20 protein-coding genes are annotated in these 21,758 nt (G+C 57.9%); 7 read left to right on the top strand and 13 right to left on the bottom strand.

All coding sequences use genetic code 11. From position 1 onward, the window contains the following. Positions 1 to 47: 47 nt before the first annotated feature. Together KDX37_RS04370 and KDX37_RS04365 are read right to left on the bottom strand one after the other, a co-directional pair. Positions 48 to 992 carry an alpha/beta hydrolase gene (locus KDX37_RS04370; protein ID WP_231651453.1) on the bottom strand — a complete coding sequence of 315 codons (945 nt, stop codon included), beginning with the start codon at positions 990 to 992 and terminating at the stop codon, positions 48 to 50. Between the two features lie 331 nt (positions 993 to 1,323). Next, on the bottom strand, positions 1,324 to 2,232 hold the full coding sequence (locus tag KDX37_RS04365; RefSeq protein ID WP_231651452.1) for a hypothetical protein: 909 nt from the start codon (positions 2,230 to 2,232) through the stop codon (positions 1,324 to 1,326). A gap of 419 nt (positions 2,233 to 2,651) precedes the next feature. Between KDX37_RS04365 and KDX37_RS04360 the strand changes: the two genes are divergently transcribed. From KDX37_RS04360 to KDX37_RS04345, 4 genes are all read left to right on the top strand, one after another. Beyond that, positions 2,652 to 3,134, top strand: coding sequence for a GNAT family N-acetyltransferase (locus tag KDX37_RS04360; RefSeq protein WP_231651451.1), 483 nt, complete (start codon positions 2,652 to 2,654; stop codon positions 3,132 to 3,134). A 434-nt stretch (positions 3,135 to 3,568) separates the two neighbouring features. After that, positions 3,569 to 3,835 (top strand): DUF1652 domain-containing protein, encoded by a 267-nt coding sequence (locus KDX37_RS04355; RefSeq protein WP_231651450.1) that lies wholly within the window; start codon positions 3,569 to 3,571, stop codon positions 3,833 to 3,835. Between the two features lie 696 nt (positions 3,836 to 4,531). Beyond that, entirely contained in the window at positions 4,532 to 5,944 is a 1,413-nt protein-coding gene (locus tag KDX37_RS04350) for a pyridine nucleotide-disulfide oxidoreductase (protein ID WP_231651449.1), read from the top strand. Positions 5,945 to 6,162: 218 nt separating this feature from the next. After that, positions 6,163 to 6,396 (top strand): YdcH family protein, encoded by a 234-nt coding sequence (locus tag KDX37_RS04345; protein WP_231651448.1) that lies wholly within the window; start codon positions 6,163 to 6,165, stop codon positions 6,394 to 6,396. Between the two features lie 81 nt (positions 6,397 to 6,477). Here the strand turns inward: KDX37_RS04345 and KDX37_RS04340 are convergent, their stop codons facing one another. The 6 genes from KDX37_RS04340 to KDX37_RS04315 form a co-directional block, all read right to left on the bottom strand. After that, positions 6,478 to 7,320, bottom strand: coding sequence for a DUF3618 domain-containing protein (locus tag KDX37_RS04340; protein ID WP_231651447.1), 843 nt, complete (start codon positions 7,318 to 7,320; stop codon positions 6,478 to 6,480). Further along, positions 7,317 to 7,748 (bottom strand): phage holin family protein, encoded by a 432-nt coding sequence (locus KDX37_RS04335; protein WP_231651446.1) that lies wholly within the window; start codon positions 7,746 to 7,748, stop codon positions 7,317 to 7,319. Before KDX37_RS04335 ends, KDX37_RS04340 begins: the two co-directional genes overlap by 4 nt. Then, positions 7,748 to 8,476, bottom strand: a complete 729-nt coding sequence (locus tag KDX37_RS04330) for a hypothetical protein (RefSeq protein ID WP_231651445.1) — start codon at positions 8,474 to 8,476, stop codon at positions 7,748 to 7,750. Before KDX37_RS04330 ends, KDX37_RS04335 begins: the two co-directional genes overlap by 1 nt. A 325-nt stretch (positions 8,477 to 8,801) precedes the next feature. Continuing rightward, entirely contained in the window at positions 8,802 to 8,990 is a 189-nt protein-coding gene (gene csrA / locus KDX37_RS04325; RefSeq protein WP_002554157.1) for a carbon storage regulator CsrA, read from the bottom strand. Positions 8,991 to 9,543: 553 nt separating this feature from the next. Beyond that, the gene (locus KDX37_RS04320) at positions 9,544 to 10,896 is read right to left on the bottom strand and encodes a GntP family permease (RefSeq protein WP_231651444.1); all 1,353 of its coding nucleotides are present in this window, start codon (positions 10,894 to 10,896) and stop codon (positions 9,544 to 9,546) included. Between the two features lie 111 nt (positions 10,897 to 11,007). Beyond that, on the bottom strand, positions 11,008 to 11,496 hold the full coding sequence (locus tag KDX37_RS04315) for a gluconokinase (protein ID WP_231651580.1): 489 nt from the start codon (positions 11,494 to 11,496) through the stop codon (positions 11,008 to 11,010). A 282-nt stretch (positions 11,497 to 11,778) separates the two neighbouring features. On the opposite strand from KDX37_RS04315, the gene KDX37_RS04310 reads away from it, so the two are divergent. Further along, the gene (locus KDX37_RS04310; RefSeq protein ID WP_231651443.1) at positions 11,779 to 12,795 is read left to right on the top strand and encodes an HTH-type transcriptional regulator GntR; all 1,017 of its coding nucleotides are present in this window, start codon (positions 11,779 to 11,781) and stop codon (positions 12,793 to 12,795) included. A gap of 340 nt (positions 12,796 to 13,135) precedes the next feature. Further along, positions 13,136 to 14,065, top strand: coding sequence for a YncE family protein (locus KDX37_RS04305; RefSeq protein ID WP_231651579.1), 930 nt, complete (start codon positions 13,136 to 13,138; stop codon positions 14,063 to 14,065). A gap of 133 nt (positions 14,066 to 14,198) precedes the next feature. Here the strand turns inward: KDX37_RS04305 and KDX37_RS04300 are convergent, their stop codons facing one another. The 5 genes from KDX37_RS04300 to glcD are packed head-to-tail and all read right to left on the bottom strand — an operon-like array spanning position 14,199 to position 20,681. Continuing rightward, positions 14,199 to 16,376, bottom strand: a complete 2,178-nt coding sequence (locus KDX37_RS04300) for a malate synthase G (protein ID WP_231651442.1) — start codon at positions 16,374 to 16,376, stop codon at positions 14,199 to 14,201. Between the two features lie 45 nt (positions 16,377 to 16,421). Further along, entirely contained in the window at positions 16,422 to 16,829 is a 408-nt protein-coding gene (locus KDX37_RS04295; RefSeq protein ID WP_231651441.1) for a heme-binding protein, read from the bottom strand. A 58-nt stretch (positions 16,830 to 16,887) separates the two neighbouring features. Further along, complete coding sequence (glcF, locus tag KDX37_RS04290; protein WP_231651440.1) at positions 16,888 to 18,120, bottom strand: glycolate oxidase subunit GlcF; 1,233 nt, start codon at positions 18,118 to 18,120, stop codon at positions 16,888 to 16,890. Between the two features lie 3 nt (positions 18,121 to 18,123). Beyond that, positions 18,124 to 19,182 (bottom strand): glycolate oxidase subunit GlcE, encoded by a 1,059-nt coding sequence (gene glcE, locus KDX37_RS04285; protein ID WP_231651439.1) that lies wholly within the window; start codon positions 19,180 to 19,182, stop codon positions 18,124 to 18,126. Further along, positions 19,182 to 20,681: a glycolate oxidase subunit GlcD gene (glcD, locus tag KDX37_RS04280; protein WP_231651438.1), complete on the bottom strand. Its 1,500-nt coding sequence runs from the start codon at positions 20,679 to 20,681 to the stop codon at positions 19,182 to 19,184. Before glcD ends, glcE begins: the two co-directional genes overlap by 1 nt. Positions 20,682 to 20,958: 277 nt before the next feature. Between glcD and glcC the strand changes: the two genes are divergently transcribed. Continuing rightward, positions 20,959 to 21,708, top strand: coding sequence for a transcriptional regulator GlcC (gene glcC, locus KDX37_RS04275; protein ID WP_231651437.1), 750 nt, complete (start codon positions 20,959 to 20,961; stop codon positions 21,706 to 21,708). Positions 21,709 to 21,758: the final 50 nt, after the last annotated feature.

Raw genomic sequence — 21,758 nt, 5'->3', positions numbered from 1 at the left:
TTGCCATTGCAGTTGTCCAACGTGACACATGAATCCACCCGAAAGGCCTACCCAGCCTGTTTGCTCTGGGCCGGCTTTTGGGAGACTCGAGGCAGCGCGGCGGGGTTCTTGAGCAACATCTGGATCGCTTGACCATAGGCCTGCCTGCCAAGACGCATGCTGTTGTTATGCGTGCCGCCTGGAACGAGCAACAGCTTTTTCGGCTCTTGAGCGGCTTCGAACAACTCCTCGCTGAAACGCGCAGGAACGTAACGGTCGTCGGTGCCATGCACGATCAGGACGGGCATATGAATGTCGGCGATCTTGTCGAGGGAATCGAATTTTTGTGACAGCAACCAGCGCACTGGCAGCGAGGTGTTGGCCACAGCAGTAGCGACATCTGCCAGATTGGTAAAGGTCGATTCGATAATCAGGCCGCGGGCCTGAAGCGGCGCGTTGTCCTTTTCGGCATCCTTGCCCAGTTCGGCAGCAAGGTCTACGGCAACTGCACCGCCGAGCGAGTGCCCATAAATCAGGCGACGTTGAGGATCGGGCTGCAGTTGCTTGAGACGTTCCCAGGCAATTCGCGCATCTTCATAGACCGACTGCTCGGACGGTAACTGGCCCATGCTCTGGCCGAAGCCTCGATAGTCAATTGCCAGGATCGAAAAGCCCAAGGCTCGCAATTGCTCGATGCGAAACAACTGTCCGGTGAGATTCCAGCGCGAACCATGCAGGTAAAGCAGGGCAGGGGCATCCTTGCGTGAAGCAGGCCACCACCACGCGTGAATGTTCTGCGAGGTACCGAAGGATGGGGCCTTGAGTTCGAGTTCCTGCACATCGGCCGGCAACCCGCTGTACCAACTGGCCGTGCCAGGCTCGATACGAAACACCAGCTCGCGCTCTTTATGCTCCAGCACGGCACAGCCTACTGGCAGGCCGACGATGAATGCCGCCAGGCATGCCCAGCGTATTGGGCGGGCCTTGAAACGGGCCAGGGAGAAAATCGGCATGGTGCTGGCGTTCCGGTAAGCAAAGGGAGATAAATGCCGGTTATCGCAAACTGTTGCAAGGCTCTACGGCGATTATCGGTTACAGAATATTGCACGCGAACCAGCAGCTCTGGAGCGCTTGAGGAGGGTTTCAATGAAAAACCGCGTCCTGGATCAGGACGCGGCCTGGACGTGATTGGCGGCCGATCGCCGATCAACCGCGTCAGTGCATGAACAACGCAATCAGGATGATGATCGGGATAGGAATGCCGAGCATCCACAACAGTATCGAGCGCATGGTGTATCTCCTTGTTTGAACGTGGCAATACGTATTGAATGATGTTTCAGGGCTTTAAGCAGGCTCACCGACTGTGACCGCCGCGTCGCGACGACGTCCGCCAAAAATGGCAGCGAGGCTTGCGCAGAATGCTCCACACAGAAGAGTGACGAAGGTCCAGAGTGCTGTCGCAGCGGCAACTTTGGCGGCGGTGTCAGCAGCCTGTTTGGCCTTGACCTTGGCGTCTTCTATCGACTTCAAGGCTTGGCCGTAAACGTCATCGACACGGCGCTCTGCATCCTGCTGGCTGATATTGGTACGTTGCGCTATCAGTTGCGCAAGATAGCTCCGGTCTTCCGGGCTCATCTGACCATCGTTGTCTAGGGTGCGGCTGAAGACACGCAGCACCACTGCATGTACCGATTGGTCATCGCCCGCTACCGGGTTATCGGTGCGAAAAAGTCGGTCGATGTAATAGTGATAGTCCTGACCGTCGCTGTTTCCCGCAGCACTTCCCGCTGCCTGGGAAACTGCACCTGCTGCGCCAGAAGCCACGCTGGCCCCCGCTTTTACGCCGCCTCCGATGACACTGGCTGCCGAACCGGCGATCAAGGTAGCGGCCAGCAGCGTGGCAACGGTCCACGCCAGAAAACCGTGCGCAGTGTCGCGAAAGTAGACTTCGTCATTATGCACGTTGGCCCACTTCACCCGCAGACGACCAGCCAGATAACCACCGATGCCAGACGATAAAATCTGGACGATTATCAGCCAGATGACTGTGGTCACTCCCAGGCTTTTAGCGCTGATGCCTTCGTCGGCCCACGGTGACATCGCCGAAAAGCCCAGCCCCAGGCCAAGCATGAGAAGCAGCATTGAAGCGACTGCCGCCGCCGCTGCACCTGCGAAAATAGCACCCCATGACACGCCCGAGACGTTACCGGCGCTGCTCTCTGCGGCTACATAAGTATTACTGGGTAAGGCCATGGTGTTGACTCCTGCGAAGCGATTCAGGGCTTGTTTGGAGATGTATTGCAGGCTTGGTGCCAGTGTCCTGTTTTTTATAAAAGTATTTTAAAACAATGTGTTGGGTTATTTTTGAGATCCGGAGTATGTGCGTTTTGCACTGCAGGCCTGAGTCAGGGCGGGCGTTCTGCATGAAGGTGTCATCGTTTCATAGGTGTCATTCAGGGCTGCAGAGCAGATCACTGCCAGGCTTTGGAGCGCCGCGGTCAACCGATGTGTCTTTGGTCTGGTTTGTTACAGCGGTAGCTCTTCTTGACACCTGCGGCTTATGCTGTGCATGTGTGACACAGGCAATCGAGCCCTTGGCTATGGGTTGATTCGCCGGTAAGAGGTCATCCTCATCGGCGTTTTCTTCAATTTCTTCAAAAGGTTACCGTTCAATGTTTCTACATCGTCCCCTGGAAGAAAAAGACATCCCCATCGTGTGTGCGCTGCCGCAAAATGCCGACGAACTTTTTTACATGTTTCCACGGGCGACCTACCCGCTATCGCCTGCGCAATTGCTGGACGCATTGGAAACCCGTTATGACTCCACCGTGATTGAAATGAATGGGGAGGTGGTGGGTTACGCCAATTTCATGCGATGTGATTTTCGTGGCCGCTGCTCATTGGGCAATGTGATTATTGCCCCGGCCGCCCGTTCGCGCGGTGTGGGCCGATACATGATTGGCTGCATGATGGAAATCGCCTTTGACAAGCATGAGGCGTCCGAGCTCACGGCCTCCTGCTACAACCACAATGTGCCTGGGCTGTTGTTCTACCCACGTCTGGGGTTTCGTCCTTATGCGATCGAAGAACGGCTTGATAAACAAGGTGCTCGGGTGGCGCTGATCCACTTGCGCTTACCCAAGTCGGTCGATTGACAGATAAACAGGGTGGCCGTCGAGCAATAGCTCAGACCACCCATTGAATTTGCGGCCAAGGTTCAGTTGTCGATCCGCAATGGATCAGAGCTGCTTCATGTGCAACGTTTACGACCGTTCGTCATCTCGCCGCCCGTTTATAAACGGGAATGTCTATACGTATTGATGCAGATCACGATCTTCTTCGCTTGATAACCTACAGTGAAACGATTCTTCTGCTATTAATTACAAATAGTTACGTTTCAGCGCTTTTGGCAGTGCCTTTAAGTGCATTGCTTAATGCGTCAGTGAACGCGTATAAAGGTGAAAAGGTATTCCGGAACTGATGAGAAGTAAGGTCAGGCAAGGATATGCCTGGGCTTAGTTGTAGGGTTTCAATTGTCAGTATTTATCTGCCCGCCTGTGGCAGTGCTTATACAATAAGGAGATGGAAAATGATCGCGTGTGGACTGTCTACGTTAGAATTACGGAATATTATTGAGCGTGCGTTTTTACCGCAGCGTTGCACCTGCACGGTAGGGCCTGATCGTTCAATGACGGTGCAGGTGACTGATCCGGAATCCGGCCGAATAGAACTGTTGGTGACTGGTATTTCCCTGGAACGGCTCAATACCAGCCGAAGTATCTCTGACCTGGTGGCAGAGTTGCGTGTCGAGCTCGAGGAACATCGTTCACCGGCCCCACGCTACCGAACGGCTTGATACCCGTCTTCCGAAAGTCAGACCTCGTTCAGCTGCGTCTGACTTGAGTTATCAACGATCGCGAGGTGCTTCTGCCCAGAAGCACCTCGCGTTTCTTTGTCTGTCGTTCAGGCATGTCGATACGTAAAATGCTGCGCGTGGCCGGCCAGTCAATTTATCGGCGCTGGTTTCCTGCGGTTTTAAAAAAGGACGATGAGAAAATACAAAATGAATGGCGAGCTGGTTTGTAAAGCCCGTTGTTGGAGCAGGCGTAGGATTTAATGGAATAGGTCCGGTTTATCAAGGGTTTGTAAGTCGTGGCGCATTGAGTGCCATAGCCGGGCTGCAATTTGACACTTTGGCGTTTCTTTGCAACTATCCAGTGACTCTTTCTTTTCGAGTACGTTCCGCAAGTTTTCTGATTTCAGACAAACGTGTCAGGTCAACTCTGATCTGGCGGTAGCGTACCTCGCGTTAATTGCAGACTTTGAAAATCTCTTCGCTCGGCCTGTTTAAACAGGCTGTTGTGCTGCTGTTTCGCTGCGCTTTTTTTTGGCAAAGGTCTGCAGGGTGGTTTGTTCAGAATTTATTTCAATTTATTTCAATTACCTCGCTTTTAAACCGTGCATGGACGCTGGTTCGCTTTAACCGCCAGGCATTCGATCATCCAGAACTTCTGGACTGCACCAACGTAGGGAATGACGATGGAGCATCATTATGTTTAAAGACTCTTCGGAAACGGTCTGTAGCTGCGTAGTAGGCGGGGCTGGCCTGGCAGGCATGGGTTTTTTGTTCAATGCCTTGAAAAGTGGAACGATGTCCGAGATTGCCAGCGGCGGGTTGATTGTCATTGATTCAAGCGCTCAGCCGGGCGCGGGCATGCTGGGGCATTACCGAATCACGGCGAATTCGATGGGGGATGTATTCATCGATTGTCTGCGAGACCCGGCGTTGCGTGAGATCTTTGAGCCGCTGGAATATTCGCCCGCTTACTGGCGCATCCGTGGGCAGGCGCAAAGCGCACCACAACTGTCGGATGTCGGCCAACTCATGATGGAAGCGTCGCGGTTGGTTCTGGACCATATCGTCCTCCACTACGGCGCGAAGATCTGGCACAGCACTACCATCACCGAAGTCACCAGCAAGAACGACGAGTTTTACGTCGCGGTAGAAACCGAAGGGTGCGTCAGGCAAGTCAGATGTCAGACATTGGTACTCAATCTGGGCGGTCGTCAGGACAGTCGTCACCTGATCAACAGCCTGGCCCAACAGGAACTGGCGCTTCCAGAGGCGGTGAACATCCAGAGCGCTGACCGGCTGTTGCGTATGAACGCTGTCCAACTGCGTGAAGTGTTCGCTACGGCACTCTCCAGCGACGGTCGAATTGTCGTGGTGGGCGGGTCCCACAGTGCTTTTTCCATGCTTGAAAACCTGGCAGATGCGTTGGAGTTTGCCGGTCTGCAAGCATTGACTCTGGTCCATCGGACCCCGATCCGGTTGTTCTATGAGAGTGCAGAACATGCGCTAGCAGCCGGTTACGCTTTTGATCCACAACTCGATGTCTGCCCGATTTCGGGACGTGTAAACCGCTCTGGCGGCCTGCGCTATCGGGCGCTGGATGTCGGTCGTGAAGCGCTGTTGAATGGCCGTGTCGGTAAAACGGGTGTACGGGTGCAGTTGCTTCAGACAAACGGCGAACGTCCAGGCGAGCTTGAATCGGCACGCCAGGCGCTGGCCGAGGCCAGCGTTGTGGTGCAATGCTCGGGGTATCAACCGAGGTTGCCGACATTGCGTTACGGCGATGGCAGCCTCATCACGTTGCGCGAGACCAAAGGTGGGCTTGATTCGGACCCTGCAGGTTGCCCCTTGGACCAGAGCGGCCGCCGCTTAAAAGGACTCTACCTGTTTGGACTGGGCGCCGGGTTGGCGGCGGATCCGCAGTTGGGCAGCGAACCGTCTTTCGATGGGCGGATCTACGGTGTATGGCAGTTTCACCACGACGCGAGCCGTGCTGTCATTCAGGCGATTATCGCCCGTCTGCGTTATAAGGCCCTCGCTATTGAGGCCCCGCGGTTGCCCGGTTTCGCACAGCTTGAGAACCTGAGTGGTCAGAGCTGGCAGCTCCCATGAGACAGATCGAACGGGTACCCGCCACGAAGGTCGAAAAAAGTTCTGAGCGTCAGGCTGGTGTGGCCTGATGTCCATAGCATCGATCAGGGTTTCCGGGCACGGGAATACAGTGCATTCAGTGAATAATCCCTCGATCGCCTGCCCCGTGGAGCCGCGCTGGAGTATCGAGTCTTCAGGGCGTCCTTTTGATTTCAAGTAGACATTTGGAGGTGCTACTCATGCCCGTCACACACGATTTATTCGCAGACCTGAAAGTGTCCAAGGACGAAGTCATCGAACGCAGCAAGGCAGACGCAACCTTGCAACGTCTGCTGAGCGATTACGATCAGGCCGACGCAAAGGTAGTGGAAGCCGAGAAGGGGCCAGCTGGAGGGGCAGGTGACGATGAGCTCAAGAAACTCAAGGAAGAGCGTTTACTGGTAAAGGACAAGATCGTCCAGCGTCTTTCTTGACCATGGGGGATCTCTCCCGCTGAGTAGTCTGTACCCAGCCAGGAACGGCCCCATCAAGGGGCCGTTTTCATTGTCGGGCCGTCAGCCAAGCCCTGGCGTCGCGCCGAAGGCTGTAGCCGTCGGCGGTGGGCGCAAGGATGGATCGCTGACACTACTGCGTGTTCCGGACGGATTGCCGTGGTCGGCATGTGTCCTGCTCGGGGTGCTCGAAGATTGCGAATGAGCCGAATCGACAGCGCCTGAACGGGTCAGCTTGTCCTTGGCCTGATGGATCAGGCGCTTTTCCTGCTCAGTGGCAGGCAGTGCGGCCCCGATCACGGCACCTATAGCAATACCGATGGCAGCAAGCGCCAGCGGCTGCTCATTCAGCAAGGTGCGAGTGCTGGACTGAACGTATTTTCGCTGCTCGTCACAGGTTTGGCTCAAGGACGAATGCGTGCTGCTGGAGAAGGTATCGCTGATTCGGTCCTTCACATGTGTCGCCTCATCCTTCATATGGCTTGCCTTGCCTTTCAGATGACTTGCGACCTCTTGAACCCTGGCCTTTGCGCTGCTCAGGCCATCAGTCACATCGCCCTTCATTTCGCTGAGGTGCTCACCGGTCTTGTGCAGCGCAGAGGGTCCGGCAGCAGGCGTGCGGTCGCCCATCATCAGCCAGAACACGCCGACGGTTGTCAGTACGGCGGGCACGGGGTTGGCCCTGACCTGGCTTCCCAGGTTGCCGAAAAACTCCCCGCCATTCTCTTTCACGTAACCCAGGGCCTGATCGACCAACTGACCTGGAGACATCTTCTTTTCCAGCGCATCCACGATGCTGCCGATACTTGAACGTTGCTGGTCGATTTCTCGCTCAAGAGTTTCCGGGCTTTTCCGGGATTCCAGTTCACTGTCCTGGGGTGTATCGAAGCGGCTGTCAGTGTTCATGAGACTTTCCTCTGAAGAGCTTCCTTGTCTTTGTGCAGGGTGCTGGCAGTACGTTCAGGCACAAGGTTGGTCGGTTCGAGTCTTTTCTTGCCCGCCTGGACCATGAAAAAACCGATGACCAGAGCCGCAACGCCGACCAGCAGAGCCGCAAGCCACGGTGCCAGCACCTGACTCAGGGCGTACACAGCTGCCAACAGGACCATGACCAGCCCGCCGAGCATGACGATGGCGCCAAGGCCAATGGACATCACGCCTTGTCGGGTCGCCTGAATCGACTCGCGGAGTTCGGCCTTGACCAAGGCGATTTCCTTGGTCATCAATGCGGGCACTTCATGCGCAAGTTGCCTGATCAGGCTGACTACGGACGTATCATTGTCGTTTGAAGGATTGGATTGAGTGCCAGGGGGCGTATTGGGTGAGATAGCCATTACACGTCTCCTTTTGGTAGGCCTGATCTTGGCAGACCGTCCCGGGTCAGATCGCCGCCTATGTCATCGGTGAAACCGTTCGGGGTATCCGGCAGTCGTTGCCCAGACCGCGTACTGTGCGAGAGCGTTTCTTCGTGTGCGTGCGTCGCTGCCAATTCCTCGGCGCCCAGCGCCGCAGGGCTGATTGGATCAGCAGGCTGAGACGAGTCAGTGGCCGACAGGTCCTGATTCTTGGCGGTCGATGACGGTGAGGTGTTCGAGCCGTGAGTACCTGAAGCGGACATGGTCGGGCTGGCAGCGCGCGAATCCTCAGCCCCTGAGGTGCTTGCTGAAGTACCGGATGCTTTCAGAAGACGCGACAACCCAAGGCCAATCGCCACGCTTGCGCTGATGAACAACACAGGATTTTCCTTGGCCAGTCGGCCTGCGTCCTGCAACAGTTGTTCAGCGTTCTTGTTGCGCAGGTTTTCCGCCAGTGTGGTCATGCTTTGTGCGATGTCATTCACGTAATGCGATACGCCAAGCGTATCGTTGCTGTCGATTTGCTCTGCCGCTGACTGGGCGTTCTGTGCAAGGTCCTCGATGGTCTGCGCTGCGCCTTCACGGTACTGCTCAAACTGCGCGGCTTCGTGCTGTCCGACATTTTCGGATGACGCGCTGGTGCGGTCCGTTGACCCCTGATAAGGATCCCGGCCCGGCTGGCCGTTGGTGTGGGTACTACCGCTCATGGATGCTTCGTGGGTGATTGCCATCTGTGTTCACCATTTTGTCTTTCACCAAGTAGAAAAATGCTCGGCTCACTGCTTACTACGGGCTGGCATCGGAAAAGGTTGCCGGTACGCACAGGGCGCGTTAACCGACAGTAACCTCTTGGTGGACGTCTGGTTTTTTGGGGACGTTCCGAAAGAATGACAAATGGCTCATGTCAACCGATGGGGAGGGGGGAGAGGGCGGGAATGGACGCGCATAAAAAACGGCGCCATGGAGGCGCCGTACGACCGATCCGCCGGAACGGCGGCAGATCAGCATTGAATAAGGGACGTTGTGTCGGTGTTATTGTGGGTCCTGGTTCGGAGCCAGCTCTGCCTGGATGCGTTTGTAGATTTCTTCACGATGTACAGAGACGTTTTTCGGTGCATTGATGCCCAAACGAACCTGCAGCCCTTGAACGCCAAGAATTGTCACGGTGATCTCGTCACCGATGTTTATGCTTTCGCCGACTTTGCGAGTGAGTATCAACATAATCTTTTCCTTGATGGCCTCTTGAAAACGCCTCTCTCAAGAGGCTGGCGTTTGCCTTTGCGTGGTGATTGTTGCCGAGTGCATCCAATTACATCCGTCATGAGACGTTGCGGTGGTGAATTTAATTCCCTCGGTTCATTTTCTTGTCATCGAGATTTGCATCAGCGATACGACGAGTGCGCCAATTCTGCCCGTTTTGACGTGAAAATACCCGTATTTACTGGTGCAGCTTAAAAGTAACGTAATCAAAGGCAAATACCTGTTTCGCTATCGACGTGATAGAGAACGCCGACCTGTCCGTCCTCAAGGTGTTTGTAAGCGTAGGCATGACTTCGAGACCTTGCCTCTGCTTTCTGAAAATTCAATTGAAAGTGCGTTACATGACGTAGGAAATTGCGCGCATGGAGCTTTGAAGCGCGGCGGCGGGGACGTGTGTATTGCGTTTGAAGCGTCAGTGGGCGGGGTGCGGGGGAGGGGGATTTAAACGCGGCGGATGAAGCGGGATAAACCTGTGCGGGCCAATGGACCCGCACAGGTATCAACAGTCAATACGTCAGAGCGCCATCGACAGCAACATGATAAAGATCAGGCCAACGACCGACAGAATGGTTTCCATGACGGTCCAGGTCTTGAAGGTTTCAGCGACCGTCATGTTGAAGTACTGCTTCACCAGCCAGAAACCAGCGTCGTTCACGTGAGACAGAATCAAAGAGCCTGCACCGGTCGCCAGTACCAGCAGCTCGCGATTCACGCCCGGGATCAGGCCAACCACCGGAGCCACGATACCTGCGCCGGTGATGGTGGCGACGGTCGCTGAACCTGTCGCCACGCGGATCACCGCTGCTACCAGCCAGGCCAGCATGATCGGGTTGATCTGCGCTTGCACTGCCATATGACCGATTACATCGCCCACACCGCTGGCCACCAGCATTTGCTTGAAGCCGCCACCTGCGCCCACGATCAGCACGATGGCCGCGACTGGCGCGAGACTCTGGTCCAGCAATTTCATGATTTTTGCGCGATCAAAGCCACGTGCCGCACCGAAGGTGTAGAACGCCAGCAACAGGGCCGCGAGCAGGGCAGTGATCGGGTGACCGATCAGGTCCATCCAGATGCGGAACACGTTGGTGTCTGGCAGTACCACGTCAGCGAATGTCTTGAGCAACATCAGGAACACAGGCAGCAGGATAGTCACCAGCGTGATGCCAAAGCCCGGCAGGTTCTCGGAGCTGGACTCCTTGGCGATCTGGTCCATCAATTCCTGGGAAGGAGTGCCCGGGATGTACTTGGAGATCCATTTGCCATAGATCGGACCGGCAATGATCGCGGTAGGCAGAGCGATGATCAGGCCATAGAAAATGGTCTTGCCGATGTCTGCGCCAAAAATACCGATGGCCAGCAACGGACCCGGATGTGGCGGAACCAGACCATGAACCGCAGACAGGCCGGCGAGCAGTGGGATACCGATCTTGACGATGGAAACACCGGTGCGACGGGCAACGATGAACACCAGCGGGATGAGCAGCACGAAGCCGATCTCGAAGAACAGCGGAATGCCCACCAGGAACGCGGCGAACATCATCGCCCAGTGCACTTTCTGCTTGCCGAACGCGCGAATCAGGGTTTGTGCGATCTGATCAGCGCCACCCGAGTCTGCCATCAGTTTGCCGAGCATGGTGCCCAGACCAAGGATGATGCCGACAAAGCCCAGTACGCCGCCGAAGCCGTCCTGGAAGGATTTCATGACCTTTTCAACGGGCATCCCGGACGTCAGACCGAGAAAGCCTGCGGCCAGAGTCAGCGCTACAAAAGGGTGAACTTTGAACTGGGTGATCAGCAGCACAAGGCCGATGATGGTCACCAGGGCGTCGACGAGCAAAAACGTCTCATGGGTCATACCGAACATGGGTGTCTCTCCGGTTATTATTTTTCAGCCGCTACTGCGAGCGCTGTCCTTCTTTTCTCGTGCGTGATTGCCAAAGACAGCGCTGTCTTTGGCGGTCACGCCTTTAACGGATCAGGCTTTGGAGTCTTCCCACCATTGCGAGGCTTGCAGGCCGATTTCCTCGATGGACTGGGTAGCATCGACCACCAGGGTCAACGGTTCGCCTTCAGGCGATTCAAGCGTTGCGAATTGGCTGTCCACCAGGCTGGCAGGCATGAAATGCCCAGGCCGATGTGAGCAGCGATCCACCGCCACTTCCTTGGTCAGCTCCAGAAAGACAAAGCCCAGGCCCGGTACAGCGTCACGCAGACGCTGTCGGTAGATGAGCTTCAGGGCAGAGCAGGTCAGGATGGGCCGCTCGCCTCGGGCCAGTGCCGCGGCCAGTTCTTCACCCAGACGGGTCAGCCAACCGGCACGGTCGTTGTCGTCGAGTGGGTTTCCGGCGCTCATCTTGTCGATGTTCGCCTGAGGGTGAAACGCGTCACCTTCTATCAGGCGTCCGCCAGTATTGAGCGCGATCTGGGCACCGATTGCACTTTTGCCGCAGCCGGAAACACCCATTACCACGATGGCAGAAATAGCAGGATTCGCAGTTGTCACAGTAGGCACCTCATCTGGAGACAGCGCTGTCTTCGTCCGGTGGACATAAAGCTCAGCCTGGGCTGTTCCAGTTCTTGTCGTTGTTTTGAGTTCAACACTTAACATCGGAGGCTGTTCTCCGTAGCAACCTGGCAATGGGTGCGAATGTGAAACCCGCGATAAAGCATTGTCACGGTCCGTGAGACAGCGCTACCTTATTGGTCATTCGACACATTTGGCAACCCCTATGTTAGTTGGCAACGCATGATGCGCATTGGTTCCCGCTCTACCGGCCGTCCGACCCTTAACGAAGTTGCACGTCTTGCTGCTGTTTCGCCGATTACTGCCTCACGTGCGCTGCGTGGTATCAGCACCGTCTCGCCAGAGCTGGTGGAAAAGGTTCGAGCGGCGGCCCAGAGCCTTGGCTATGTCGCCAACGCGGCTGCTCGGGCGTTGGCGTCGTCATGCAGCCAGACCGTCGTGGTGCTGGTGCCTTCGTTGTCGAACCAGTTGTTCATCGAAACCCTGGAAGCGATTCAGGATGTGTTACGCGTCCGGGGGCTCGACGTGGTGATCGGCAACTACCACTACTCCCCCGACGAAGAAGAAAAGTTACTGCGCAACCACCTGGTCAATCGTCCGCGGGGCATCCTGCTGACCGGGTTTGACCATACTGCGGCGTCGTTGCAATTGCTGGAAGCCAGCGGCTTGCCCTGCGTGCACATGATGGAGCTCGACACCCGGCGCGGCGCCTATTGTGTCGGGTTCTCCCAGGAGCAGGCAGGCGCAGCGGCGGCGACGCACCTGTTGGGCCGCGGTCGCAAGCGTCTGGCGTACATGGCTGCTCAACTCGATCCGCGCGTACTGCAGCGAGGAGCGGGGTTTCGCCGGGTTCTGGAAGAAGCCGATCTGTTCGATCCGCAGTTGCAGGTCATGTCGCCGTTGCCGTCGTCGATTGGCCTGGGCAGCGAACTGTTTGCCCGTTTACTGCGCGAGCATCCGGATGTCGACGGGGTGTTTTTCTGCAACGACGACCTGGCTCAGGGCGCTGCCCTTGAAGCACTCCGTTTGGGTGTCAGCATTCCGGAGCGGGTATCGCTGATGGGTTTCAATGACCTGCCAGGCTCGGCTCACATGGTGCCGCGCCTGACCTCCATCCGCACTCCGCGGCAGGAGGTTGGCCAGCGCGCGGCGCAACTGCTGCTTGGGCTGCTGGATGGCCTCACTCAGCATCCGCAAGTGGATCTGGGTTTCGAGCTCGTGGTGCGGGAAAGCTCCTGAAAGCCGCTTTCATCACGCTGACCAGTGGTTGCCACTCACGATCAGGTCCGGCCTGCTCATCCGCAGGCCGTGACGGGTCTGCATCTGCGTGTTTTCATGTCCTCTTCCAGCGGGTCCTGCGGGGTTCTGACTGTCATTTCTGACAGTACCCAAGCGGTGTCGTCGAGTATTCAATGGGATCACGTTTTTGGATCCGAGCGGCATAAGAGCCTTGGTCGCATCGTTCGTGGGTGGGGTTGCATCTTGTTATCTGTGCCCCACCGTGGCGGTCTTGCAGACCTATTCATTGGTGAGTGACATGCACAAAAAAGCACCCCAGTACGTCAGAGCTCAGAGTCAGATGGCAGATGCGATTGGTATGGAGGTCCCGCTGGATATCGCCTGGCTGACAAGCATCATTCCGCTTGATTTCGTTCCTCGGGAAATCGAAGTAAGCACGGACGAGAAAACCCTCTACGTGGCGCATGAAACCGGCAACGAAATCAGTGTGTTCAGCCTCGTCGAGCCTTTTTACGTGCGCTCCATCAAAGGCGCGGGCGCGGGGGATATCACGCTCAGCCCGGACGGGAAGCGCCTGTACTCGGTGGGCAGCAAGAAGTGTTATGTGATCGATACCGAAAACCTTACCGTGATCCGGACTCTCGCGTCCGCCAAGGTAAACAGGATCGTCTGCAGCCCGGATGGCTGCTTCATCTGCCTGTCGTTTCAGGACATGCCGGGTGGGTTGATCCGGGTGATCAGGACCGATGACTATCAGGTCGAAAACGATTTTGATCTTGGCGCCTTGTCCAAAGCCTCGCTCGCGCTGGCCGTCAGCCCGCAAAGTGACCGGATCTTTGCATCGGTACTGGCGGACGGTATTGCGCTCAGTGCGGTGTCTGTGATCGACCCGGTCGGCTATGGGCAGGACGACATTCCGGGTTTTGCCGACCCTCGTTCGATGGCGATCAGCAGTGACGGCTTGCGGCTTTACGTGGGCGGGATCGATGAGGTGTACATCGCTGACGGGACCAGCGGCAGAATGTATTACCGTGAAAAAATCGGTTGTCAGGGATATCCGGTCAAGATCATTGGCATCACCCCGGATGATCGCTATGTCTACGTCGTCTACACCTGCAACTTCGATGTGTACCGGGTCGATACGGTCAAGGGTACGGTAAGCTGCATTGCCTATTTTCCGTCGGTAGGCGGGTCGGTGCTGAGCAAGGCGGGTACGCGTCTGTACACCACTCATTCGGACATGAGTTGGGTGTCGATCTATCAGTTGTAAGTTCTTTCGTCCGGTTCGGACGCTCCTCTCGCATGTTCTCTGAAGCCTGGCAATCAACGGCGTCCCGCATGACGAATTGCCGTTGATGCCTGCTTTCTTCCGCGCGCTGAACAAAAGGCTTGTTGGGTGCCGGTTACTGTTTGTCCTTGAACGTCAGGCGAAACTCATGCAGCAAGGGTTCGGTATAGCCTGCCGGTTGCTCGCAGCCCTTGAACACCAGCGCACACGCCGCCTGAAACGCCACAGAGTGTTTGAAGTCCCTGGCCATGGGCCGATAGTGGGCGTCACCGGCGTTCTGCTTGTCCACCACCTTGGCCATGCGCTCCAGCACGCTGCTGACGTACTCCCTGTCGACCACCCGATGTTGCAACCAGTTGGCCATGTGCTGGCTGGAAATACGCAGTGTCGCCCGGTCTTCCATCAAACCGACGTCGTGAATGTCCGGAACCTTGGAACACCCCACACCTTGTTCGACCCAGCGCACCACGTAGCCGAGCAGGCCTTGTGAGTTGTTTTCGAGCTCTTCGCGAATCTGCTCCAGGGTCCACTGCGGTTCGCTGACCACCGGGATGGTCAAGAGATCGTTGAGCAACTGCTCGCTGACGTCGGACAGCTTTTCCTGTTGCAGTTTCTCCTGCACGGCCTGTACATCGACCCGATGGTAATGCAGTGCGTGCAGCGTAGCGGCGGTGGGCGAGGGTACCCAGGCGGTTGTCGCGCCGGATTGTGGATGAGTGATTTTCTGCTCGAGCATATCGGCCATGCGGTCCGGCATGGCCCACATGCCCTTGCCAATCTGCGCCCGCCCGCGCAAGCCGCAGGCCAGGCCGACCAGCACGTTGCTGCGTTCGTAGGCTTTGATCCACGGCGCGTTTTTCATGTCGCCCTTGCGTAACACCGGCCCGGCCTGCATGGCGCTGTGAATCTCGTCGCCGGTGCGATCCAGAAAACCGGTGTTGATAAACGCGACCCGCGCAGAAGCGGCGTTGATGCAGGCCATGAGGTTGACGCTGGTGCGACGCTCCTCATCCATGATGCCCATTTTCAGGGTGTGCCTTGGCAGCTTGAGCAGGTCCTCGATGCGGCCGAACAACTGATCGGCAAAGGCGACTTCGTCGGGGCCGTGCATCTTGGGTTTGACGATGTACACATTGCCCGCGCGTGAATTGCCACGGCGTTTACGGTCGTGCAGGGCGATCAGGCTGGTGAGCACACCGTCGAGTATTCCTTCGGGTATTTCGTGGTCGTCCTTGTCGACGATCGCCGGGTTGGTCATCAGATGGCCGACGTTGCGGATGAGCAGCAGCGAACGCCCGCGCAGTGTCAGCTCGCCGCCACTTGCAGCCTTGTACGTGCGGTCAGGATTGAGGCGACGGGTGATCGCCTTGCCGCCCTTGTCCAGCGTTTCGGTCAGGTCGCCCTTCATCAGGCCGAGCCAGTTGCGATACACCGCTACCTTGTCATCGGCGTCCACGGCCGCCACCGAGTCTTCGCAGTCGACGATGGTTGAGAGCGCTGATTCGATCAACAGGTCCTTGATGCCGGCGGCGTCGGTGCTACCGACCGGGTGTTTCGGGTCGATCTGGATCTCGATGTGCAGCCCGTTGTGCTTGAGCAGGATTGCGTCCGGCTGACCAGGCTCGCCCTGGAAGCCGATGTACTTTTCCGGCTGCTGAAGGCCGGTGTGGGTGCCGTCGGCCAGCGCGATGTGCAACTGGCCGTCTTCGATGCGATAGCTGCGGGCATTGACATGGCTGCCCTTGGCGAGCGGCGCGCTGCTGTCCAGCAGTTCGCGTGCAAAGGCGATCACTTTGGCGCCGCGCAACGGGTTGTAGCCAGCGCTGATCTCTGCGCCGTTAGAGCTTGATATTGCGTCTGTTCCATACAGCGCGTCGTACAACGAGCCCCAGCGCGCGTTGGCAGCATTGAGCGCATATCGCGCGTTGATCGCGGGCACGACCAGTTGCGGCCCGGCCTGTTCGCTGATTTCCAGGTCAACGTTGGCAGTGGTGGCGCTGACATGATCCGGCACGGGTTGCAGATAGCCTATCGAGTGCAGGAAATCGCGATACGCAGGCATATCCTTGATTGGGCCTGGATGCGCCTTGTGCCATTTGTCCAGTTCGTGTTGCAGGCGCTCCCGCTCGGCCAGCAGGTCGCGGTTGCGTGGGCCTAGTTCGTGCACCAGTGCATCGAAGCCTTCCCAGAAGCTTTCCGGGTCCAGGTCTGTGCCCGGCAGGACTTCATCCTCGACAAAACGCTGCAGGTTGACGGCGACCTTGAGACGGTGACATTTGACGAAATCGGTCATGAAAAGCGGCTCCTGTGAGTTCTTTAAGGCTGTGACACTGAGGGATCAGTCGGCATTCAGCGCAGCAATACCGGCCTTGGCCACTTGAGCGTCCTGATCGGCCTTGACGCCGGATACACCCACCGCGCCGATCACTTGACCGTCAACAATGACGGGTACGCCCCCTTCAAGAGACGTCAGCAGTGGGGCGCTGAGGAATGCGGTGCGACCGCCGTTGACCATTTCTTCGTAACCCTTGGATTCACGCTTGCCCAGCGCCGAGGTGCGCGCTTTTTCAATCGAGATATAGCTGCTGATCGGTGACGCATCGTCCAGACGTTCGAAGGCCAGCAAGTGACCACCGTCGTCGACGATAGCAATGGCAACCGCCCAGCCGTTGGCGTGGGCCTCATCGCGAGCGGCGGCGAGCATCAGGCTGACTTCGGTCTGGGTCAGAACGGCTTTGATTTTCATGAAGTGCTCCATTGAGTGTCTGGTGGATAAATATTCAGTTGTGAGGCGTCAATCAGGATCAGTCTTGACCAGGCGCACTCAGCGCCTGGTCAACCAGCTCGATCCAGTGCCTCACGGGCGTCCTGTTGGCGCCTGAGAGGTGGGTCTGGCAGCCGATATTTGCGGTGGCGATCACCTCGGGTTTGTCGCTTTCCAGTGCGTTCATCCGGTTGTCCCGTAACTGCCGCGCAAGCTCGGGTTGGGTAATAGAGTAGATGCCTGCCGAGCCGCAACACAGATGCCCGTCCGGCACGCTGGTCAGGTTGAAGCCCAGACGAGACAGTACCCGTTCGACCTCGCCACCCAGCTTTTGTGCGTGTTGCAACGTGCACGGGCAGTGGAACGCCAATCGTGTTTCGCTCTTGATGCCCAGCGTTTCAAGGGGTTCATCACGCATTACTTCGACCAGATCCCGGGTGCAGGCGCTGACGTAGGCCGCTTTCGAGGCGTAGTCGGGATCATCGCGCAGCAGGTGGCAGTAATCCTTGACGAATGCCCCGCAACCGCTGGCGGTTTGAATCAGGGCGTCGGCTCCGCTCTGCAAGGCGGGCCACCATGCATCAATGTTGCGTCGGGCACGATCCAGCCCCGCCTCCTGTGCGTTCAGGTGGTAATCCACTGCGCCGCAACAACCGGCTTCGGAGATCGGGCTGATGCTGATACCCAGGCGGTCGAGTACACGTGCAGTTGCAGCGTTGGTATTGGGCGAAAGGCCCGGCTGCACGCAACCTTCAAGCATCAGCATCTGACGCGCATGCCGACGGTCCGGACGAACCCCGGCCGGGTGAATGGTCGTCGGCAACTTGCTTTTCAGCATACTCGGCAGCAAGGGGCGAAAGGTGGTGCCAAGCCGGGTCAGAGACGTAAACAGCCCTGCATTGGGAACGATACTGCGCAAGCCCTCACGCAACAGCCGTTGACCCAGCGGGCGGGGAACTGCGGCATCGACGGCGGCACGGCCAATGTCCAGCAGGTTGTGATAATCCACTCCCGAGGGGCAGGTGGTTTCGCAGTTGCGACAGCTCAGGCAACGGTCCAGGTGCAGTTGGGTCTTTTCGGTGACTTCGTTGCCTTCCAGCACTTGTTTGATCAGGTAGATCCGGCCGCGTGGGCCGTCCAATTCGTCGCCCAGCAACTGATAGGTCGGACAGGTCGCGTTGCAGAAACCGCAATGCACGCAACTGCGCAGGATGCGCTCGGCTTCTTCGGCGCGGGGCAATTGTCTGGCGTGTTCGCTCAACGTGGTCTGCATGGTTCAAAGCTCCGCGTACATTCGGCCAGGGTTGAAAATACCCTGCGGGTCGAGCCCTGACTTGAGCTGCTGGTGGTAACGCAGCAACGGTTCGGCCAGCGGCTGGAAAGGGCTTTGCGCACAACCGGGGCCATAGCAGGTCGCGTGGCCGCCTGCCGCTACGACAGCGGCCCGAATGACCTCGCCGTCAGCGTCGGACTTCAACCAGCGCTGCGCGCCGCCCCAGTCGATCAGTGGATCACCGGGCAGGTCCAGCGTCGGGGTATTGGCCGGTACGCAGATTCGCCAGAGCGCGCGCTTGTCGTCGAAAAACGGCAGGCGCTGTTCATTCAACTGCTGCCAGTAGGCCGGGTCCAGCGCATCGCCACCCAGCCGCTCATGCGCCGACGCCACCGAGCCTTCACCGCCCTCCAGGCGCAGGTGCAACACCCGGCCATCATGGCTGGCGGCACTGATCGGAATCGGTTGCTGGCCCCATTCCGCCAGGCAGATCAACGCGCGGGCCGGGCTCATCTCCAGCGCAATACTGCTGCACAGCCGTGGCTTGGGCAGCACTTTGAGTGACACCTCGGTCAATACGCCGAGGCAGCCAAAACTGCCTGCCATCAGACGGGAAACATCGTAACCGGCAACGTTCTTCATCACTTCGCCACCGAAACGCAGATGTTTGCCGTGACCGGTAATGAGCCGCGTGCCGAGCACGAAATCGCGTACCGAACCACTCCACGGCCGACGTGGGCCGGACAGCCCGGCGGCGACCATGCCGCCCAGGGTTGCATGACCAAATGTTGGCGGCTCGCAAGGCAGCATCTGTCCCGCATCGTCGAGCGCCTGCATCAACTCGTTCAGTGGCGTACCGGCGCGAGCGGTGATTACCAGTTCAGTCGGGTCATAGCTGACGATGCCGCGATGGCTACGGGTGTCGAGTACTTCACCGCTCACATCACGACCGAGAAAGTCCTTGCTGTTGCCGCCCTGAATGCGCAGCGGGGTCGCTTGCTGCAACGCCTGATTGACCTGTTCGAGCAATGCCTCGCTGGTGTCCCTGTCCGCTGTGGTCATCAAAAGCGCTCCAGTTCAGGGAAGGACAATTGCCCGGCGTGTACATGCATGGCGCCGAATTCTGCACAGCGGTGCAAGGTTGGAATGTTCTTGCCCGGATTGAGCATGCCGCTGGCGTCGAAGGCAGCCTTGATCGCGTGGAAAAAAGTCAGTTCATCGCTGTTGAACTGCGCGCACATCTGATTGATTTTTTCGCGCCCAACGCCGTGTTCACCGGTGATGCTGCCGCCGACCTTGACGCACAGTTCAAGGATTTTGCCGCCCAGCGTCTCGGCGCGCTCCAGTTCGCCGGGCTGATTGGCATCGAACAGGATCAACGGGTGCATGTTGCCGTCTCCGGCATGAAATACATTGGCGACGCGCAAACCGTACTGCTCGGACAACTCGTTGATACCGCGCAGCACTCCCGGCAATTCGCGGCGCGGGATGGTCCCGTCCATGCAGTAGTAGTCGGGTGACAGGCGGCCGACTGCCGGGAACGCGTTCTTGCGCCCGGCCCAGAAGCGAACCCGCTCGGCTTCGTCCCGCGCCTGGCGCACTTCGGTCGCCCCGGCAAGCGTCAGTACCTCACGAACCGTTGCGCAATCGTCGTGCACATCGGCTTCCACGCCGTCCAGTTCGCACAGCAGAATGGCCTCGGCGTCGACCGGGTAACCCGCATGAATAAAGTCTTCCGCCGCGCGGATCGCCAGGTTGTCCATCATTTCCAGCCCGCCGGGGATAATGCCTGCGGCAATAATGTCGCCGACGGCACGACCGGCTTTTTCGACCGAATCAAACGCCGCCAGCAAGACCTTGGCTACTTGTGGCTTGGGCAGCAGTTTGACCGTGACTTCGGTAATGATGCCGAGCATGCCTTCGGAGCCGGTGAACAGGGCGAGCAGGTCGAAACCGGGCGAATCCAGTGCATCGCTGCCCAGCACCATGTGCTCGCCTTCGACAGTGAGAATGTCGACGCGCAGCAGGTTGTGCACCGTCAGGCCGTACTTGAGGCAGTGCACACCGCCAGCGTTTTCAGCCACGTTGCCGCCAATGGAACAGGCAATTTGAGAGGAGGGATCTGGCGCGTAATACAGACCGTGCGGTGCGGCGGCCTGGGAAATAGCAAGGTTGCGTACGCCTGGCTGGACGCGCGCGAGGCGGGCGGCAGGGGCGATGTGCAGAATCTGGTTGAAGCGCGCCATGACCAGCAGCACGCCTTTTTCCAGCGGCAGGGCGCCGCCGGAAAGCCCGGTGCCTGCGCCGCGAGCGACCACCGGCACGTGCCGTTCATGGCACAGCTTGAGCAGCGTCTGGACCTCTTCCATATGACGCGGCAATACCACCAGCATCGGTGTGGTGCGGTAGGCCGACAGCCCGTCGCACTCGTAAGGCCGAAGTTCTTCCGGGCGGTGCAGGATATCCAGGTCTGGCAACTGCCGTTGCAGGTCTTGCAGCAGTTGCTGCTTATCGACGGCAGGAAGCACGCCGTCGAGACGTTCGTCGTACAGAATATTCATGTGCAACCCAGTCTTGTTGTTATCGGGCCAGCGGTTGGCTTGCATCATTGGGTCTGGCGGCCTTACTGTCCATGTATGGATGTGCTGGTCGAACCAGTTTTTTCAGGGAGTAAAACAAAATTGGATTTATAAATATATTTAAATCAATGACTTATTTTATTTGTGATCTGGGTTGCTGAGTCGTCTTCTGTCTGGTCATACCAGTGATATTGATGTTTGCAGAGCTGTTGGCGTCGTATGGGTCTTCTGGGAGAGTGCCATCATCAATGAATCGAACGTGCGCCCGTCTCAGGTCGCGGACGTGGTGTGTGAACGCATCGAGCGCCTGATCGTCGACGGCGTCCTCAAGGTTGGCCAGTTGTTGCCCTCTGAGCGGCGTCTCACGGAGAAACTGGGCGTATCGCGCACGGCGTTGCGCGAGGGTCTGAAGCTGTTGCGGGCGCGGGGTATCATCGAAACCCGGCAGGGCAAAGGCTCATTCGTCGCGCAGATGAACGCGCCTCAGCACACCTCGGCGCTTATGCACCTGTTCGGCTCGCAGCCCCGCACGCTGTATGACCTGTTCGAAGTGCGCAGCCTGCTGGAAGGCGAGTCTGCACGACTGGCCGCGTTGCGTGGCACGGACGCAGATTTTGTGCTCATTACCCGTAGCTATGACGCCCTGATCGCGGCCCAGAGCAGTGAACTGACAGCCGGTGAGCATGCGCGGCTCGACCACGCGTTTCATCTGGCCATCTGCGAGGCGTCGCATAATCCGGTCCTGGTGCAGACCCTGCGCTCGCTGACCGATCTGCTGTTGAACACGGTGTTTGCTTCGGTCAACAACCTCTATCACCGTGAACCGCAGAAGCGGCAGATCGACCGGCAGCATGCGCGGCTGTACAACGCCGTCACGGGTCGCCTGCCCGAACAGGCGCGCAAGGCCGCGCTGGCGCACATCCAGAGCATTTGCGAAAACCTGCGGGAAATCGAAAACGAAGAGCAACGGCTGGTGCGTTCAACGCTGCGCCTGGAAGGCTGGGCCTGAATGGCCTGCGGCCCGTATTGACAGACGAGGGCTGATCGCTCAAGTTACGC

This window comes from Pseudomonas californiensis (genome assembly GCF_021147775.1).
Classification (GTDB): Bacteria; Pseudomonadota; Gammaproteobacteria; order Pseudomonadales; family Pseudomonadaceae; genus Aquipseudomonas; species Aquipseudomonas californiensis.
Note: the sequence above shows the minus strand (reverse complement) of the source record. Positions and strands in the feature narration are given on the sequence as shown.

Coding starts and splice junctions, on each gene's coding strand:
- KDX37_RS04300 (WP_231651442.1), bottom strand. CDS start 16,376: ATGACCGATTTCGTCAAATGTCACCGTCTCAAGGTCGCCGTCAACCTG.
- glcF (WP_231651440.1), bottom strand. CDS start 18,120: ATGCAGACCACGTTGAGCGAACACGCCAGACAATTGCCCCGCGCCGAA.
- KDX37_RS04310 (WP_231651443.1), top strand. CDS start 11,779: ATGATGCGCATTGGTTCCCGCTCTACCGGCCGTCCGACCCTTAACGAA.
- KDX37_RS04340 (WP_231651447.1), bottom strand. CDS start 7,320: ATGAACACTGACAGCCGCTTCGATACACCCCAGGACAGTGAACTGGAA.
- KDX37_RS04350 (WP_231651449.1), top strand. CDS start 4,532: ATGTTTAAAGACTCTTCGGAAACGGTCTGTAGCTGCGTAGTAGGCGGG.
- KDX37_RS04360 (WP_231651451.1), top strand. CDS start 2,652: ATGTTTCTACATCGTCCCCTGGAAGAAAAAGACATCCCCATCGTGTGT.
- KDX37_RS04320 (WP_231651444.1), bottom strand. CDS start 10,896: ATGTTCGGTATGACCCATGAGACGTTTTTGCTCGTCGACGCCCTGGTG.
- KDX37_RS04370 (WP_231651453.1), bottom strand. CDS start 992: ATGCCGATTTTCTCCCTGGCCCGTTTCAAGGCCCGCCCAATACGCTGG.
- KDX37_RS04330 (WP_231651445.1), bottom strand. CDS start 8,476: ATGAGCGGTAGTACCCACACCAACGGCCAGCCGGGCCGGGATCCTTAT.
- KDX37_RS04295 (WP_231651441.1), bottom strand. CDS start 16,829: ATGAAAATCAAAGCCGTTCTGACCCAGACCGAAGTCAGCCTGATGCTC.
- KDX37_RS04355 (WP_231651450.1), top strand. CDS start 3,569: ATGATCGCGTGTGGACTGTCTACGTTAGAATTACGGAATATTATTGAG.
- KDX37_RS04315 (WP_231651580.1), bottom strand. CDS start 11,496: ATGGGTGTTTCCGGCTGCGGCAAAAGTGCAATCGGTGCCCAGATCGCG.
- KDX37_RS04305 (WP_231651579.1), top strand. CDS start 13,136: ATGGCAGATGCGATTGGTATGGAGGTCCCGCTGGATATCGCCTGGCTG.
- KDX37_RS04345 (WP_231651448.1), top strand. CDS start 6,163: ATGCCCGTCACACACGATTTATTCGCAGACCTGAAAGTGTCCAAGGAC.
- KDX37_RS04335 (WP_231651446.1), bottom strand. CDS start 7,748: ATGGCTATCTCACCCAATACGCCCCCTGGCACTCAATCCAATCCTTCA.
- glcE (WP_231651439.1), bottom strand. CDS start 19,182: ATGACCACAGCGGACAGGGACACCAGCGAGGCATTGCTCGAACAGGTC.
- csrA (WP_002554157.1), bottom strand. CDS start 8,990: ATGTTGATACTCACTCGCAAAGTCGGCGAAAGCATAAACATCGGTGAC.
- glcD (WP_231651438.1), bottom strand. CDS start 20,681: ATGAATATTCTGTACGACGAACGTCTCGACGGCGTGCTTCCTGCCGTC.
- KDX37_RS04365 (WP_231651452.1), bottom strand. CDS start 2,232: ATGGCCTTACCCAGTAATACTTATGTAGCCGCAGAGAGCAGCGCCGGT.